The organism is Petrotoga mobilis SJ95 (genome assembly GCF_000018605.1).
Lineage (GTDB): Bacteria > Thermotogota > Thermotogae > Petrotogales > Petrotogaceae > Petrotoga > Petrotoga mobilis.
In genome coordinates, this window is sequence record NC_010003.1 from 1,520,780 (window position 1) to 1,534,912 (window position 14,133).

Below are 14,133 nucleotides of genomic sequence, written 5' to 3' on the forward strand. Positions count from 1 at the left end.
GGAATTACATGCTTAATATAATCTCTGCAATGGGTGTTGAAGCACGAGCGATAATAAAATATTTAAATTTAAAAAAAACAACAGATAGACCTTTTGAGAGTTATCACGATGACGAAGTCAACCTTGTAGTATCAGGCGTAGGAAAAATCAACGTAGCCGGAGCTACATCTTATCTATTGAAAGATACCTTAAAAGGTTATCCCCATAATGATTATGCAATAAACATAGGAATATGTGGTAGCTTAAATAACAAATTTGAAGTTGGAGATCTAATTTTAGTTAATAAAGTAGTAGATTATGAAAGAAAAAGGAAGTACTATACGGATATCTTAGTCGAACACAACCTAAAAGAAGGTTCCATTCAAAGTATAGATATTCTCAACAGCAATTATGAATTTGAAGAAGACCTAGTCGATATGGAATCATCGGCTTTTTTTGAGATTGCTTCAAAATTTTTATCTGTTCATCAGATATATGTAGTAAAAATAGTCTCCGATAAAGTAAGTAAAAATCAACCATTAGAAAGATTGACTAAAAAGAATATAGATGAGTTGATTAACGATAAATTAGAAGAAATTTTTTCTTTCACAAAATTGGTGAGTTCTCTACTAAAGTTATTTCACCCTATTCTTCAACAACAAGACGAAGAAATCATAGAGAAGGTATCTAAAGGTTTGAAGCTAACGTTCTCACAGACCAAACAACTTGAAAATGCATATGCCTATTTCAAATCTAATAAGAAAGTAAGCCCTTTATTCTTAGAAGAATATTTTAACTACATTCCAAAAAGCCAAAAAGAAAGGGATGCGACTTTTGAAGATCTCAAATCAAAACTATACAAGTGAAACCTTCTCACACATCTACATTGAAAAAGAAGCTTTAAATTACTCCCTAACAAATGAAATTACTAGCAAGCTGAGCAAAAGTAAGATAGTATATATAGATAACTACAATGAAATATTCTCTAGAAAGAACCAAAACCCTTTTCTACAAAAACTCTCACTGTCTTTGATTCTAGCAGTTAACAAGGGTGATTTTATCTATAAAGGGTCTCCTTTGTGCCATGACTTTGAACAACAAAATTTCTACTACACAAATTTCATAGTTAATTGTCTGTTCGATTGCGATTACTGTTATTTGAAAGGTATGAACTTCTCTTCCCACATTTTATTCTTTGTTAATCTCTCAGATTACTTTCATGAATTAAGCAGATTGTTAAGTGAAGAAGGGAAGCTTTATCTAAGCATATCGTATGATTCAGATATCCTTCTTTTTGAAGGGATCTACCCATTTTTAAAAGAATGGATAGAGTTTGCTAAGGCAAACCCTTTGATAACTATAGAAATTAGGACTAAAACAACCAATTATAAAAAATTTTTGAACTACTCTCCATTAGAAAATTTGATCATTACATGGAGTATATCCCCCCAAGAAGTAATAGCAAAATATGAAAAAAACACCCCCTCTTTAGAAAGAAGGCTAATGGCTATATCTCAGTTACTACAAAAAGGTTGGAAAGTCAATTTAGCGTTGGATCCTATACTTTATATAGGAGAAGATTGGGGAGAGAAATATAAGGCGTTCATTAACCAGATATCACAGAACATTAACTTAAAGAAGATTAATGCGATTACACTGGGAGTATTCAGAATGCCGTCTGACTACTTAAAAAGATTTAAAAAGTTTTTTAAATCCCCGATTGCATTTTTCCCTTATCAAACCGCAAATGGTGTATCCACTTACCCTGAGGAATTAAAAAGTAAAATGATTGAATTCGTCTCTTCAGAGTTGGAAAAAATATATGATAAAAGAAACATATACATAGTTTGATTGTTTTAGAAAAAAAGACGGACCAATGTCCGCCATTATTTAATGAATCAATTGATTAATTTTTTTACAAAAACAGGTAGAGAAAAAGATGCAACGTGAACTTCTTCATCGTAATATTTAAGTTCTTTATTAAACTCCCTAACCTTTTCAGGATCAAAATCTTTTATTGGATCCAAATTTTTTGAAGCAAATGTCCATGTCCATGTACCCGGCATATATTGAGGTACATAACCCATGTACAATCGAGCTACATTGAAGGTATTGCTGATTCTTTTATACGCCCTTATCATCCATTCTTTTCTTAAAAAAGGCTCCTCTGTTTGTGCAGAGAAAACTCCGTTTTCCTTCAAGGCTTCAAAACATTTATGATAAAACTCTTCGGTGAAAAGTAGTCCACCTTCACCTTCTGTGGGATCAGTGGAATCAATCAATATAGCGTCGAACTCATCTTTAAATTGAGAAACAAATTTACTTCCATCCTCATAGACTATTTCTACTTTTGGATTTTTTAACTCATAAGAAATGTTGGGTAAATACGTTAAAGCAGTTTCTACAACCTTTTTATCCAATTCGCAAAGGATCACTTTCTCTACAGAATCATGTTTCAATACTTCTCTGACAGTTCCTCCATCGCCTCCACCGATTACCAAAACCTTTTTGGGATCAGGATGTATGAACAAAGGAACGTGTGAGATCATTTCATGATAAACAAATTCATCTGAATCTCTCGTCATGATGAACCCATCTAATGAAAATAACTTTCCAAATGTTGGAGTTTCATATATATCTATTCTTTGATATTCAGTTTGTTCGGTATAAATGTGATTAGTTACTTCTGTGAAAACTCCTACATTATGTACTTTATCGTACTCGGTAAAAATAGTATGTGGAAAGTTAAAATTATTTTCAGCCATCAACTCACCTCTATTTTATGAGCGGAATTTTCAGGAATTCCTATAGAAGAAAAGACTCCTCGTTTGAATTCTTGACTTTCCTGTCTTTTTGAATTTAAAGCATCTTTTAGATAATAGAAAGCTTTCCATGGATCTACAGAATCTCCACAAGTATATATATCTAAAGAAGCATAATTGTATTCAGGCCAAGTATGAATTGCCAAATGAGATTCAGAAACAATTATTGCTCCACTTACCCCATGAGGTAAGAATCTATGAAATGTTGAAGTAACTATTGTTGCCCCTGATTCAATGGCTGCCTTTTTCATTAAGTATTCTATTTGTTCAACATCGTTTAGTATCTCTTCATCACAGTCGTATAATTCGGCTATCAAATGCCTTCCTAGGGATTTAGCCATCTCTCAATCCTCCTTTAAAATATTTCTATCCATATTAGAGTTGCTGAATTTGTACTACTTTTATTTTTTATGAAATGCTTCTTATTTGCTGAATAAAAAAAAGTTTCCTCTTTGCGTACCAAATAAACTTCTTTGTTTAGGTATAACTCTATCTCTCCTTCGATCACATATCCCAATTCCACACCTTCATGAGGTTTCTCAATATCCGTTGAACAACCTGGTTCCAAAACTACCAAAGAAGGTTCTATATTTTTTGGTTCTGACGTCGTTAAAAGGAGCTCTTCTTTAACACCTGTTGGTGAATCATATATAGGTATTCGATCTTCTTTTGTGAAAACGATCTTTTCCTTGTTTTCAAGATTTGAAAAAAAGTCTTTCAGATCAGTTCCTAAGGCTCTTAGAATCATTTCCAAATTTTCAACGGTAGGAGAAGCTAAATCCCGTTCAACTTGGGAAATAAAGCCTCTAGTTAAATCAGATCTCGTCGCGAGCTCCTCTTGGGTCATGTTTCTCATTATTCTAAGGCTTTTTATCTTTTCACCTATTTGCATTCAAGGTTCCTCCAATAAACTATCAAAAATGCACAGTTAATTAAACAAGTCGGTTAATATTATAAATTTTTATTTTATATTTGTCAATTACAACAATTTACATTTATGTTTCTACAACATCAATTTTGAGTTGTTTGTGTTATACTAATAACTAGTGGGGTGGGGAGCATAATATACTTTTAAGGAGGACTTTTAAGCAATGCGATCGTATTTGAGGCCTTATCTAGGTATAGATTTAGGAACAGCAAACACGTTAGTTTATATGAAAGGTAAAGGGATAATTTTAAACGAACCCTCTGTTATAGCTATCAACAAAGATACTTCAGAATTGCTAAAAGTAGGAAAAGAAGCTAAAAAAATGATTGGGAAAACGCCTGCTAATATAATCGCCATCAGGCCTCTTAAAGAGGGGGTAATAGCAGATTACAATGTGGCTATGACGATGCTTAAGTATTTTATAAACACTGCATTGAATGGTTTTAGCTTTTTTAAACCAATGGTAGTTGTTGGAATACCTACAGATGCAACCCAGGTGGAAAGGAATGCTTTGAGAGAAGCAGCCTTGGATGCCGGATCCAGTAAGGCTTTTTTGATTGAAGAAGCCATGGCAACTGCTATTGGAGCTGGATTGGATGTAGAAGAACCCTCGGGAAATATGATCGTAGACATAGGTGGAGGTACCACAGAAATAGCTGTAATTTCACTTGGAAATATTGTATTATCCAAATCTATAAGGGTAGCGGGAGATTTAATCGACCAGGAAATTATCAATCACATAAAATCAAAATACAATATGGTAATAGGAGAAAAAACTGCTGAGAGGATAAAAATTGAAATTGGAAATGTTTTTGATAGTCCTCAGTACAATGATTTAAGCATGGAAGTGATAGGCTTAGATGTTCTAAGCGGCCTTCCAAAGAGTGTTACGATCACAGGCTCAGAGATAAGAAATGCGATGCGGATACCGGTTAACAAGATAGTTGAAAATATTAAATTGGCTATCGAAGAAACCCCACCTGAACTTTTGTATGATATAGTAAATAGAGGTATATTTTTGGCTGGTGGAGGGGCTTTGATAAAGGGCATAAAAGAGCTATTAGAAAGGGAAACTTTGATAAGAGTTGTAATAGCGGATGATCCAATAACTTGTGTGGCAAGAGGGGCAGGGATGGTTATTGATAAGATAAATCTTATAAAAAGTATATCTCAAAAAGCTTAATATGAGATATTTTGGGATTTTATTTTTAGTAATTTTGATCTTTATTTCGATTTTATTTAATACTTTTGAAAGCTTGGGAGGTATTTTAAAACCTCTAACATACCCGGTTGATATGCTTTTTTCAACGCTTCATTTCAAGGTTTCAGAAAGAAATGCAAGTGCTGAAAAAATTTCTAGTATCTTGGATGAACTCAAAAAACAGCCTATCTATATAATAGAAAGTAAAGAGATCGAAAATGTAGATTTAACGATCCCTCGAGGTATAATTTTGAGTGAAACAGAGCGCTCTTTTAACGTTTTGACGAGTAATGAAGGAAATTTAGACAAAGGTTATTTAGCCGTTTCTACTGATGGGAATCTTTTAGGCTTTGTTGAAAATACATTTTCAGATAGAGTAGTGGTTAGAAAATTGGGTTGGGGAAACCAAGATTTTTTTGGAAAAATAGGTTTCGTAGATGTGTTGATAAGAGAAGATAAAGGTAATTTATTGGTTGAAATACCTGATAATTATAATGTAATAATGGACGAACACCTGAATATAGATCTTCCTAATTATGTAAAAAGCGGAGAAAAAGAAGGTATATTTTTATCAGGTGAAATTGTTTCTAAATATGGAGATCTTTATCTTTTCAACCCTGTGACGATTGATGGTTTTTTAGTTTACTTTTTCCCTTACTAAAGTAAAGAAGTGAGAATATATGATGTATCTAATTTATTTTTTATTAGCCCTCATTACCGCTTCGTTTGATAGATGGCTTGGAGAAATACTTTTTTTTGTTTTCCCTATAATTGCTTTATATGTGGCAGACTTTAAAGAAGATGATACTAGACTTCTTTTCTTCGTATTGATATATACTATTTTCTATTTCAATTCTAGGTTTGAATTGGGATTTCTTGCAATAATTTTTTTTGTTATCTTTCTTCTCATCAACTTTTTCTTACATCAGTTGGAAATGACTTTAATTAAAGCATTGATATACGTGGGTGTTTTGTCGCTTTATATGAGTGTCATTACTTCTTCTCTTTATCCTTTTTTATGGGATATGATTATCGTCTTTGTATTATATTTTATGAACATGAGGCTGGTTTTCAATGAAAGAAAAAAGAGCTAAAATACTGTTTTCTTTATTTTTTTTGGGTATTGCTTTACTTTTTGCGAGATCATTTCAATTACAGATTTTAAACTGGGATAAATATTCAATGGAAGTTCAAGAGTTATCAACAAGAATTGTAAAAGATTCTCCTAAAAGAGGAAATATATACGATAGAAATGGAAATTTGTTAGCATGGAACCAAAGGATATATAATTTAACGAATTTAGGAGGAACGCTCAGTGAAGAAACAGAGGCCGAATTGTATCAAGTTCTAAAAGATGTAGTGGATAATCCGTATGCTATAATAGATAAATTAAATTTTCAAAAAAGAGTGAATTTAGAAATAAATTCGGTAACAGCTCAAAAGATAGCCAGTATTGACAGAAATCTACAAGTTGAAGAAAGATATATAAGAAAATATGCCCACGAATCTTTGTACCACGTCTTAGGCTATGTCGACAATGAAGGTACTCCAAGGTCAGGATTGGAATTAGTGTTTGATGAAGAATTACAGGGGCAGACAGGGTACAAAATGGTCAATATTGCAACAAACGAATCAGTTTCTCCTATAATAATTAATGCCCATTCTATTAATGGAAACAATATTTATTTGACATTAGATTTAGATTTACAAATTAAAGCGTACAATTATTTAAAAGAAAACAACTACAATGGTTCGGTGATAATCTCCGAACCAAAAACGGGAGAAATTTTAGTCTTTGTTAGTCATCCTTCGGTAGATCCTAATTTGTTTGCCCAAGGAATGAGTAATTTAGAGTTTCAAAGAATTTTGAATGACAATAATTTGCCATTGTTAAATAGAGCTGCATCCGCATTGTATCCGCCTGGATCTATTATAAAACCGTTTGTTGCATATGCTGCACTTGAGGGGGGTATATCTCCACAAGCAACCATAAATTCAACCGGAAGATACGATTTAAAGAACTCTCAAGGTAACGTTATCGCATCTTATTACGATTGGTATACTTTAGGACATGGTGAAACCGATTTGGTAAAATCCTTGAGAGCATCGGTTAACTCTTATTACTATTGGCTTGGGGAAAATTTGGGAATAGATTATTTAAAAAGTGTTGCAGATAGATTTGATATTACTTCTAAAACAGGTATAGAAATACCAAATGAAAAAAATGGGATTTTTCCAGACCCTGAATGGAAGTATGAGAAATTTGATACTATATGGTATCCAGGAGAAACATTATTAACGTATATAGGTCAAGGATACATCACAATGACGCCACTTCAAATTCTAAGAATATATAACATCCTTGCTACAAAAGGTGAATATTATCAGTTTAGCTTATTTGAAAGAGAAGAAGATGTTTTTGGAAATATAATAAATAAAAATGAACCTTTACTTAGAGATTCATATGAAATGAACGAAGAATACCTGAAATATGTTTACCAAGGTATGATAGAAGTGACTTCATTCAGTGGGCCACCTGGTGAAGAAGGTACTGCTTATCAGTCGTTTATGGATTTCCCAATAACGGTAGCCGGAAAGACAGGTACCGCAGAAGTAGGAGGTGGAAAACCTGCTCACTCGTGGTTCGCCGGATTTTTACCAGCAAATGATCCACAGTACTCGATTGTGGTTGTAATAGAAAATGGAGGGATGGGGTCCACCGGTGCAGCACCTATTGCTAGAGAGATACTCGATGATCTACTTGAAAAATATCATATTCAATAAAAAAGGGTGGGGAGCGGGGGAAGGGCGCTATAGATATTAGATAGTTTTATAAAGAAAATTCTGTTTTTAAAAAAGGGTCACAGGGGGGGAGCTCTCCCCTTACTGGGCTAGAACCGCAGGTCCTTTTAATAAATCAAAAGGAGATGAATTTCATGAAGAAAATGTATGTATTTTTTATGCTCATCGTTTTTTTAAGTATGACGGTTTTGTCTGAAAATTATACCTTTATCTTTAAAGATGTTCAACTGTTCTATACAGTTTCTAACGAAACCTCATTCTTTGTTCCCGAGGGTTTTGATGTGCTTTGGATCAGTGGAGTGGATTCTTGGGAACTCAAAAAGGTGTATCAACATTTTCCTTTTAAGATAGCTTCTTTGGAAGATTACACTCAAAAATCTATTGAAGCCATAGATGAAGATGTTTACAAGATTGTTGGAACAAATGAAATTCTATTTTATAACCCTCAATTAAATCATTGGTGCGTTACCGATGAAAAGAATAAAGATAAGATCCAACCCACTACTCAAATTCTATTGAAAAACCCTAAAAGTGCTGTAATTGCTTTAAGAGGAGAAGGTTCGTGGGAAGTTATCTATGAAATGAAAAGTGATGGAACTTTCAACAAAAACGTTCAATTCAACGGCGTTCCTGTTGGGCAAAACAACCTATACTTAGTCAACGAATATCTTAACTTGTCTTCTCGTGATTACATAGAGAGTACAAAGTTATTGAGTAGCACACGTATAGTAAATGAAGATGATTTTGGAATGGTTGCACAAGAAGCAATTCTAAGTCAAACTTATACAATGAATTTGGGAAAAATTAATTTTCAAAATACTTTAATGAATGTTAGGATATCCCAAAACGATATATTGTCCTACGAAGACAGAAACGTGATTAATTTTTCTTTGTACTCCAATATACCAAATTATACAAAAACCCAGATAATAAGACACATAGAAAATGCAAAATACAATGGTTTAGGGATAGAGTTACCTTCTGGAGAAGTCTGGATACACGAAGAATTCGATAATGAAAGTTTTCCAATAAAGTTAGCATACATAGAAGACACACCTGTAGGTGACTCGCTCAAGATAAACTTAGGTGAGAGTTGGAATGTACAATATAAGATAGAAAAATTGTCGGATGTTGAAGTTAAATCGGCAAACTCCCGAATAGTAGACTTTTTGATAACAGTTAAGAATTTCAGCGATGATCGACAAATCGTTAACTTGAGTATGTTTGAACCCAATATCGAAATAGAAGAAATGCACGTAGAAGGAAATTATCAAAATTTAAAAAACAACTCAGAAAAAGGTAAAATTGATATTGTCTTCGATATAATAGATGAGGTAAAAATAAGGATGACAATTAAAACTGTACTTAAAGAATAAAACTCTTAATAATTTCAAAAAAATAGTCGATATTATCTACGAGGTAAAGATTTGATTTTACAGTTAAGTCACTGGCACCAAACCCTTTAATAAATTGAAATCTCTCGGCGAATTCCTTTGAGATATCTTCTTCAAGGCGTTTATCTGAAGGGAGCATCGCGACAAATATTATTTTGTTTTCATTGTTTTCTAAAATGCCGTCTATATGCCAGTGTTTTTGATATGCCTTCTCCTTGAAAGTCATATGTCTACCAACTCTTTGGTAAAGGTTTTTCATAGCAGAACCTATGTAGGCGTACAATCCTTTGTTGATCTTTATCTCTTTGTGATGTAAGTTTACTGTAAAGTCTTTTTTTATATCAATCAGTAAAATGTAAGATCCTTTATTCGTCTTTATCCCTCCCAAGAGAAAGGTGATTTTTATGATTGACTCCATCAAGCCAGAGCATTTTAACCCATACTTGGGCTACAAGTTAGACCCGGGCGAGCTTGGATTGGCTAACAGTTCCCCTGCTTCTTTGAGTATACTTAGGGTGGCAGCCCATGAGTTGGGGAATATAAACCAATTTAAATCTCAGGCTCTGAAAAAAGGTGGAATTGTTATATATACAGACATCGACCTTAATCTTAAAAGAAGGGGAGGATTTTTAGCTGCCGTTGGAGGAAAATCTAAAGCTGTTATTCTGTATAGAAAAGAAACAGATAAAAGTTCTCCACAAGATCCCGTTTATGAATTGCAAAATACAGAGAAAAACACCAAGGAAACAAAAGATATAAAGCAAAAAATCGAAAAGGAAATTCAAAAGATAACGAATGAATTAAGAACAGAAACGGATCCAGAAAAAATTAAAAAGTTACTCAGCACCCTTCAATCCTTAGAAATTTATAAAAGTAACAGCTCTTCTTTAGATTTGGAGTTTATTTTAGGATTAACTTTGGATCTAACGGTTTGATCCTAAAACTTCTTCTCTTTTGTTACTTCTCTCCCAAATCTCTTGGGGCTGGTCTTTTTCTATAAAATTAATTACCCAACGCCCCACGATTCTTTTGAATATATAACTTGATTTATGTCCTGCCAATAAACTTTTCACCTTTTTATTTGGTAATAAGTTTTGAAGTTCATTTGTGGCTTTATGTGGCATGATCTTATCGAAAAGAGCTTTTATAAAAAGAACAGGTTGATTAACGAACTTAGCATAACTCAAAGAGTCGTAATGATAACAAGTGATAGGTGTTTTTTGGAATATATCATCTATAGAATTGATATTATTTTTTACAAAGTTAGCCGCATCACTTCTAAATTTTTTACAAAACTCTTCGGAATCGCAACCAAATGAATTTTTTTCTTTTGCGTATCTTTCCCTAACTTTTTCCGTATATGGTGAGTAAAAGTTTATCCATCTCCAATTCCCACCAGTGATCATCAAGATACCTTTTTTAATCCTCTTATCGAGAGCTAAACTCATAGTACCAATGATTCCTCCAAAAGATACCCCCATTAAGTACAAATGATTTTCCGAAAAATCATCGAAGGTTTCAAGTAAATCGATTGCTCTTCGAACATCTTTTACAGAATTATGAAAAAGTACTGTGCACTCATTTGGTTCAGGTGAATAATAAGGGTCACCATCTTCTACATCGTTTGGTTTTCTACTCAGATGGTAAGGAAGGATCACAACACTCGTTCTGTAGCCAAATTTTTTGAAATACCTCCCGTACCATTCAAGATATGGAACGTTGTTGGGTCCAATACCATGTAGAAAGATTATGTCTCCTTTAACTTTTTGTTCAGGTTTAAACATATGAATTACCTGAGTTTCGTTTTCTTTGTAAATGGGATCAGTGTACACAGTGTGGAAAGTGTAAACAGAATAATCGTTTTCTTCTCTTACTTTGTAATTTATCGGAAGTTTAGGATATTCAAATATGTAGTCCGTTGTTTATCACCTCGTATTTTATACATGTAATTGACATTTATGCATCTCTATTTTACAAAGTTATATTTACTTTTTCTTAAAATAAACATTATAAAATTCTGTTATTATAATAAAAAATACCTATATAGGGTATAGGAGGTTGAAAGATAACATGCAACATGTAAAAGTAAAGGTTTATACAACTCCAAACTGTCCTTGGTGCAGAAAAGCCAAATCGTATTTTAGAGAGCTAGGAATAAAATTTAGTGAAGTAGATGTTTCAAGAGATCCAAAAGCAGCAGAAGAACTAGTTCGAAGGACTCATCAAATGGGGACTCCAGTAATTCAAATAGGGAGTCAGTATATAATAGGTTTTGATAAAAACAAAATCGATAGTATGCTGGGGATAAACTAAAAAAACAATTTCAATTATAAAAACATAGGGTCTTTAAAATTAGACCCTATGTTTTTTTCTCATTCAATCTTTATCAAAACATCGTCCATTATCTTCGGATCGGTTGGGTTACCTCCCCCAAACGACCAAGGTCCTCCATTTGGCGATAAGGGTCTCAAGACCCCTTCGATTCCATCGTAATCGTATGTTGTTATATAAATTGTCCATCCTGAAAGGTCGCTTGTGTCAAGTGTTGAAAGTGGAATCATAAAGGTTATTTTATTTTCTTGTTTATTAACCTGCGTAGTAGGGGCAGGAGTTATTGGATCACCATATTTATTAGCTGATGAGTTCTCTGAACTGAAAAGGCTAATACCCCAGCCAGTTGCGTAAACTTCGTAATCCCAATCTAAGCTATTAGGCATAGTTGCATTTTGAAATGGTAATTCTACTGCTCCTTTTTTGTCAGGGTCGTCGAAGTATATTTGGAATGTCACATGATCGAATCCGTTGGCAGGGTTCCAGATATCAGTCACATTCTCCATAGTTACAACCATCCTAAGCATTGTTCCAATTTGTATCAATTCAACCTCTTTGATATCCATCTGTTTGTTGAAAGTTGGGTCTTTTGGGTAAGAATAAGTTCCATTAGGTCCTTTATCGTCTCCCAGAGAGTCTTCAACTATTTTAAGAGTCACCATTGGAATTTCGAAATTAATATTATAACTTTCTGAATAATCAACTATTAATGGAGTTCTTCCGTAGGCTTTAACGAATATGTTGTGTTGCCCAGGTGTGAAATCCGAGATGTTTATTGGGATTTCCCAAGGTTCATTTTGTTTTTGTGTGAGATTGATTTTAGCATATTCCTTTTCCTCACGATCAACGATTACCTGAATAGATTTTGCGTTTGATGCTGTTCCTTTTAATACGAAGTTTTCAGAGAAGGTTTGACCTTCTTCTAAATTTGTAATTTCTACAGATACGTCTTCTTCCTTGACAGGGTTAATTTCATTCGTTACCTCGAATATACCGATTGCCTTAGCGTTTAACAAGATATTCAAAGGCGAAGAGTATACGATTTCTTTGTTAATCATATTGTTTACTAAAATGGGTTTAAGAATGGTACCTTCATCAATCCCTAAATCAACATCTGTAGCATGTTTTTTATTGGAAGATGTATTCATCAAAATAATATAAGATTTTGATTCATCTTTTACTTTATAAATGAAAGGTCCTGGACCTAATTCATCTGCGAAGAGAACTTCTACTTTTCCATATCTGAAGGTTGGTATATTTTTCCTTAATTCAGTTAATTCTTTGATGTACTGAAAGGTAGGTGTTGTTGTATCAAAGTGGTCAACTCCTCCAGAAGCAAATCCCTGTTCAAACATTGCTGCCCGTGTTTCAACAAAGTTTTGTTCGGTACCGTAATATATAGTTGGTATTCCTGGAATAGTGAATATAAAAGTTAAGGCCTGCTTGAGACTGTTTATATCAGAACCTTTTAGGAATCTATCCATATCGTGATTATCAATAAAGGTTATCATTCTTGAAGGATCTTTGTACATAGTTTCTCTTTGATTTAATCGATACTCCAAGTAAGATGTTGGTTTTCCTTCTTTAAACACACGCTTGATATCCGTTTGAAGAGGAAAATCTAACATTGAATTAAATCCAATTTCCATATATTCATTTAAAGATTTCTCCGCTACGTTCGTGAACGGTTGAGGTGTTATCCATGCCTCACCATAAGTTAAGAAATCATTTTTTTCAACTTTTTGCGCTATTTCATATATTCCATTTTCTCCATTTAAAAATTCTTCCCAAAATTCATTTGGAACATATATAGCGGTATCTATCCTAAAACCATCTATATCCGCTTCTTCTATCCAAAAAGTGTAAGAATCTTTCAAAGCTTCAATCACTAAAGGATTCTCAGTGTTCAAATCATCTAACTGAGAAAATTCGGTATTATATTGGTTTGGATTTTTAATTTCAGAGGGCCAATGATAAACATTCAATTTTCTTTGTTCTGGATCGTTATAATCATTCATATTGAAAGGATACTGGTCGGGTTTGTTTGTTGGAACACTTTGATTGTTTAAAAAATATCGTCCGTTTTTGTAAATCAAAAAATTACCCGTATGATTCGCTACGATATCTTGAATTACATACATACCTCTTTTGTGAGCTTCTTCTACAAATTTTTTGTAAAGTTCTACATCTCCAAAATGTTCTTCTACCTTTTTAAAATCTCTTGCCCAGTAACCGTGATAACCTCCATAATTCACACTTCCATCCCACCATTGGTTAGCGACAGGCGGTGTAACCCAGATTGCAGTTGCCCCTAATTCTTTTATATAATCTAACTGGTCGATCAAACCCTGGATGTCTCCACCATTGTACTTTGAGTTTACTATTCCACTTTCTATTCCTGAATCTGTTAGTACATCGTTGGAAGTATCTCCATTTGCAAACCTGTCTATCATAACAAAATAGATGATCTGATCTTCCCAATTTGGAGAAGGTGTTCCAGAAAAAACAAAGGAAGCTAAAAAAAGAAACAATGTTACTAAACCTAAGTATCTTTTCATTTCTCCATCCTCCTTTTAACTTTTGTAATAATGGAAACGTTTTACTAAAAAATTATAACATAAATTTGAGCGACGTGCAAATCCAAGTAATACGCATAACAAAAAGGGATGCATTGTG

At 33.4% G+C, this 14,133-nt stretch carries 15 protein-coding genes; 9 read left to right on the top strand and 6 right to left on the bottom strand.

The genetic code is table 11. The features are described 5' to 3' along the window. Positions 1 to 8 precede the first annotated feature (8 nt). Together PMOB_RS07255 and PMOB_RS07260 are read left to right on the top strand one after the other, a co-directional pair. Positions 9 to 845 carry a 5'-methylthioadenosine/S-adenosylhomocysteine nucleosidase family protein gene (locus PMOB_RS07255; RefSeq protein ID WP_012209217.1) on the top strand — a complete coding sequence of 279 codons (837 nt, stop codon included), beginning with the start codon at positions 9 to 11 and terminating at the stop codon, positions 843 to 845. Continuing rightward, the gene (locus PMOB_RS07260; RefSeq protein WP_012209218.1) at positions 814 to 1,830 is read left to right on the top strand and encodes an SPL family radical SAM protein; all 1,017 of its coding nucleotides are present in this window, start codon (positions 814 to 816) and stop codon (positions 1,828 to 1,830) included. Before PMOB_RS07255 ends, PMOB_RS07260 begins: the two co-directional genes overlap by 32 nt. 47 nt (positions 1,831 to 1,877) lie before the next feature. Here the strand turns inward: PMOB_RS07260 and speE are convergent, their stop codons facing one another. Genes speE through PMOB_RS07275 form a run of 3 tightly spaced genes read right to left on the bottom strand, consistent with a single transcriptional unit; the run spans position 1,878 to position 3,693 of the window. Continuing rightward, on the bottom strand, positions 1,878 to 2,744 hold the full coding sequence (gene speE / locus PMOB_RS07265; RefSeq protein ID WP_012209219.1) for a polyamine aminopropyltransferase: 867 nt from the start codon (positions 2,742 to 2,744) through the stop codon (positions 1,878 to 1,880). Further along, positions 2,744 to 3,142 carry an adenosylmethionine decarboxylase gene (gene speD, locus PMOB_RS07270; RefSeq protein WP_012209220.1) on the bottom strand — a complete coding sequence of 133 codons (399 nt, stop codon included), beginning with the start codon at positions 3,140 to 3,142 and terminating at the stop codon, positions 2,744 to 2,746. Before speD ends, speE begins: the two co-directional genes overlap by 1 nt. 14 nt (positions 3,143 to 3,156) lie before the next feature. Next, complete coding sequence (locus PMOB_RS07275; protein WP_012209221.1) at positions 3,157 to 3,693, bottom strand: helix-turn-helix domain-containing protein; 537 nt, start codon at positions 3,691 to 3,693, stop codon at positions 3,157 to 3,159. Between the two features lie 199 nt (positions 3,694 to 3,892). Here PMOB_RS07275 and mreB point away from each other — a divergent pair, with 199 nt between their 5' ends. From mreB to PMOB_RS07300, 5 genes are all read left to right on the top strand, one after another. Continuing rightward, a complete protein-coding gene (gene mreB / locus PMOB_RS07280; RefSeq protein ID WP_012209222.1) occupies positions 3,893 to 4,912 on the top strand; it encodes a rod shape-determining protein in 1,020 nt (339 codons plus the stop codon). A gap of 1 nt (position 4,913) precedes the next feature. After that, positions 4,914 to 5,591: a hypothetical protein gene (locus PMOB_RS07285; RefSeq protein ID WP_012209223.1), complete on the top strand. Its 678-nt coding sequence runs from the start codon at positions 4,914 to 4,916 to the stop codon at positions 5,589 to 5,591. 19 nt (positions 5,592 to 5,610) lie between these two features. Next, entirely contained in the window at positions 5,611 to 6,024 is a 414-nt protein-coding gene (locus PMOB_RS07290) for a hypothetical protein (RefSeq protein ID WP_041534115.1), read from the top strand. Then, positions 6,005 to 7,714, top strand: a complete 1,710-nt coding sequence (locus PMOB_RS07295; RefSeq protein ID WP_012209224.1) for a penicillin-binding transpeptidase domain-containing protein — start codon at positions 6,005 to 6,007, stop codon at positions 7,712 to 7,714. Before PMOB_RS07290 ends, PMOB_RS07295 begins: the two co-directional genes overlap by 20 nt. A gap of 152 nt (positions 7,715 to 7,866) precedes the next feature. Then, positions 7,867 to 9,108, top strand: a complete 1,242-nt coding sequence (locus PMOB_RS07300; RefSeq protein ID WP_012209225.1) for a hypothetical protein — start codon at positions 7,867 to 7,869, stop codon at positions 9,106 to 9,108. Here PMOB_RS07300 and PMOB_RS07305 read toward each other — a convergent pair. Further along, positions 9,098 to 9,544: a GIY-YIG nuclease family protein gene (locus tag PMOB_RS07305; protein ID WP_081429278.1), complete on the bottom strand. Its 447-nt coding sequence runs from the start codon at positions 9,542 to 9,544 to the stop codon at positions 9,098 to 9,100. The genes PMOB_RS07300 and PMOB_RS07305 overlap by 11 nt on opposite strands. Between PMOB_RS07305 and PMOB_RS07310 the strand changes: the two genes are divergently transcribed. After that, the gene (locus tag PMOB_RS07310) at positions 9,531 to 10,061 is read left to right on the top strand and encodes a hypothetical protein (protein WP_012209227.1); all 531 of its coding nucleotides are present in this window, start codon (positions 9,531 to 9,533) and stop codon (positions 10,059 to 10,061) included. The genes PMOB_RS07305 and PMOB_RS07310 overlap by 14 nt on opposite strands. On the opposite strand, the gene PMOB_RS07315 is transcribed toward PMOB_RS07310, so the two are convergent. After that, positions 10,050 to 10,910: an alpha/beta fold hydrolase gene (locus tag PMOB_RS07315; RefSeq protein ID WP_155811087.1), complete on the bottom strand. Its 861-nt coding sequence runs from the start codon at positions 10,908 to 10,910 to the stop codon at positions 10,050 to 10,052. The genes PMOB_RS07310 and PMOB_RS07315 overlap by 12 nt on opposite strands. A 286-nt stretch (positions 10,911 to 11,196) precedes the next feature. Here PMOB_RS07315 and PMOB_RS07320 point away from each other — a divergent pair, with 286 nt between their 5' ends. Beyond that, the gene (locus PMOB_RS07320; RefSeq protein ID WP_012209229.1) at positions 11,197 to 11,439 is read left to right on the top strand and encodes a glutaredoxin family protein; all 243 of its coding nucleotides are present in this window, start codon (positions 11,197 to 11,199) and stop codon (positions 11,437 to 11,439) included. Positions 11,440 to 11,498: 59 nt separating this feature from the next. On the opposite strand, the gene PMOB_RS07325 is transcribed toward PMOB_RS07320, so the two are convergent. After that, on the bottom strand, positions 11,499 to 14,015 hold the full coding sequence (locus PMOB_RS07325) for an alpha-amylase family glycosyl hydrolase (protein WP_012209230.1): 2,517 nt from the start codon (positions 14,013 to 14,015) through the stop codon (positions 11,499 to 11,501). Positions 14,016 to 14,133: the final 118 nt, after the last annotated feature.

Excerpts from the sequence above, each read along its gene's own strand:
- PMOB_RS07285 (WP_012209223.1), top strand. The coding sequence starts at position 4,914 with ATGAGATATTTTGGGATTTTATTTTTAGTAATTTTGATCTTTATTTCG.
- speD (WP_012209220.1), bottom strand. The coding sequence starts at position 3,142 with ATGGCTAAATCCCTAGGAAGGCATTTGATAGCCGAATTATACGACTGT.
- PMOB_RS07290 (WP_041534115.1), top strand. The coding sequence starts at position 5,611 with ATGATGTATCTAATTTATTTTTTATTAGCCCTCATTACCGCTTCGTTT.
- PMOB_RS07305 (WP_081429278.1), bottom strand. The coding sequence starts at position 9,544 with ATGGAGTCAATCATAAAAATCACCTTTCTCTTGGGAGGGATAAAGACG.
- PMOB_RS07275 (WP_012209221.1), bottom strand. The coding sequence starts at position 3,693 with ATGCAAATAGGTGAAAAGATAAAAAGCCTTAGAATAATGAGAAACATG.
- PMOB_RS07255 (WP_012209217.1), top strand. The coding sequence starts at position 9 with ATGCTTAATATAATCTCTGCAATGGGTGTTGAAGCACGAGCGATAATA.
- PMOB_RS07320 (WP_012209229.1), top strand. The coding sequence starts at position 11,197 with ATGCAACATGTAAAAGTAAAGGTTTATACAACTCCAAACTGTCCTTGG.
- PMOB_RS07315 (WP_155811087.1), bottom strand. The coding sequence starts at position 10,910 with ATGTTTAAACCTGAACAAAAAGTTAAAGGAGACATAATCTTTCTACAT.
- PMOB_RS07325 (WP_012209230.1), bottom strand. The coding sequence starts at position 14,015 with ATGAAAAGATACTTAGGTTTAGTAACATTGTTTCTTTTTTTAGCTTCC.
- mreB (WP_012209222.1), top strand. The coding sequence starts at position 3,893 with ATGCGATCGTATTTGAGGCCTTATCTAGGTATAGATTTAGGAACAGCA.
- PMOB_RS07300 (WP_012209225.1), top strand. The coding sequence starts at position 7,867 with ATGAAGAAAATGTATGTATTTTTTATGCTCATCGTTTTTTTAAGTATG.
- PMOB_RS07310 (WP_012209227.1), top strand. The coding sequence starts at position 9,531 with ATGATTGACTCCATCAAGCCAGAGCATTTTAACCCATACTTGGGCTAC.
- speE (WP_012209219.1), bottom strand. The coding sequence starts at position 2,744 with ATGGCTGAAAATAATTTTAACTTTCCACATACTATTTTTACCGAGTAC.
- PMOB_RS07295 (WP_012209224.1), top strand. The coding sequence starts at position 6,005 with ATGAAAGAAAAAAGAGCTAAAATACTGTTTTCTTTATTTTTTTTGGGT.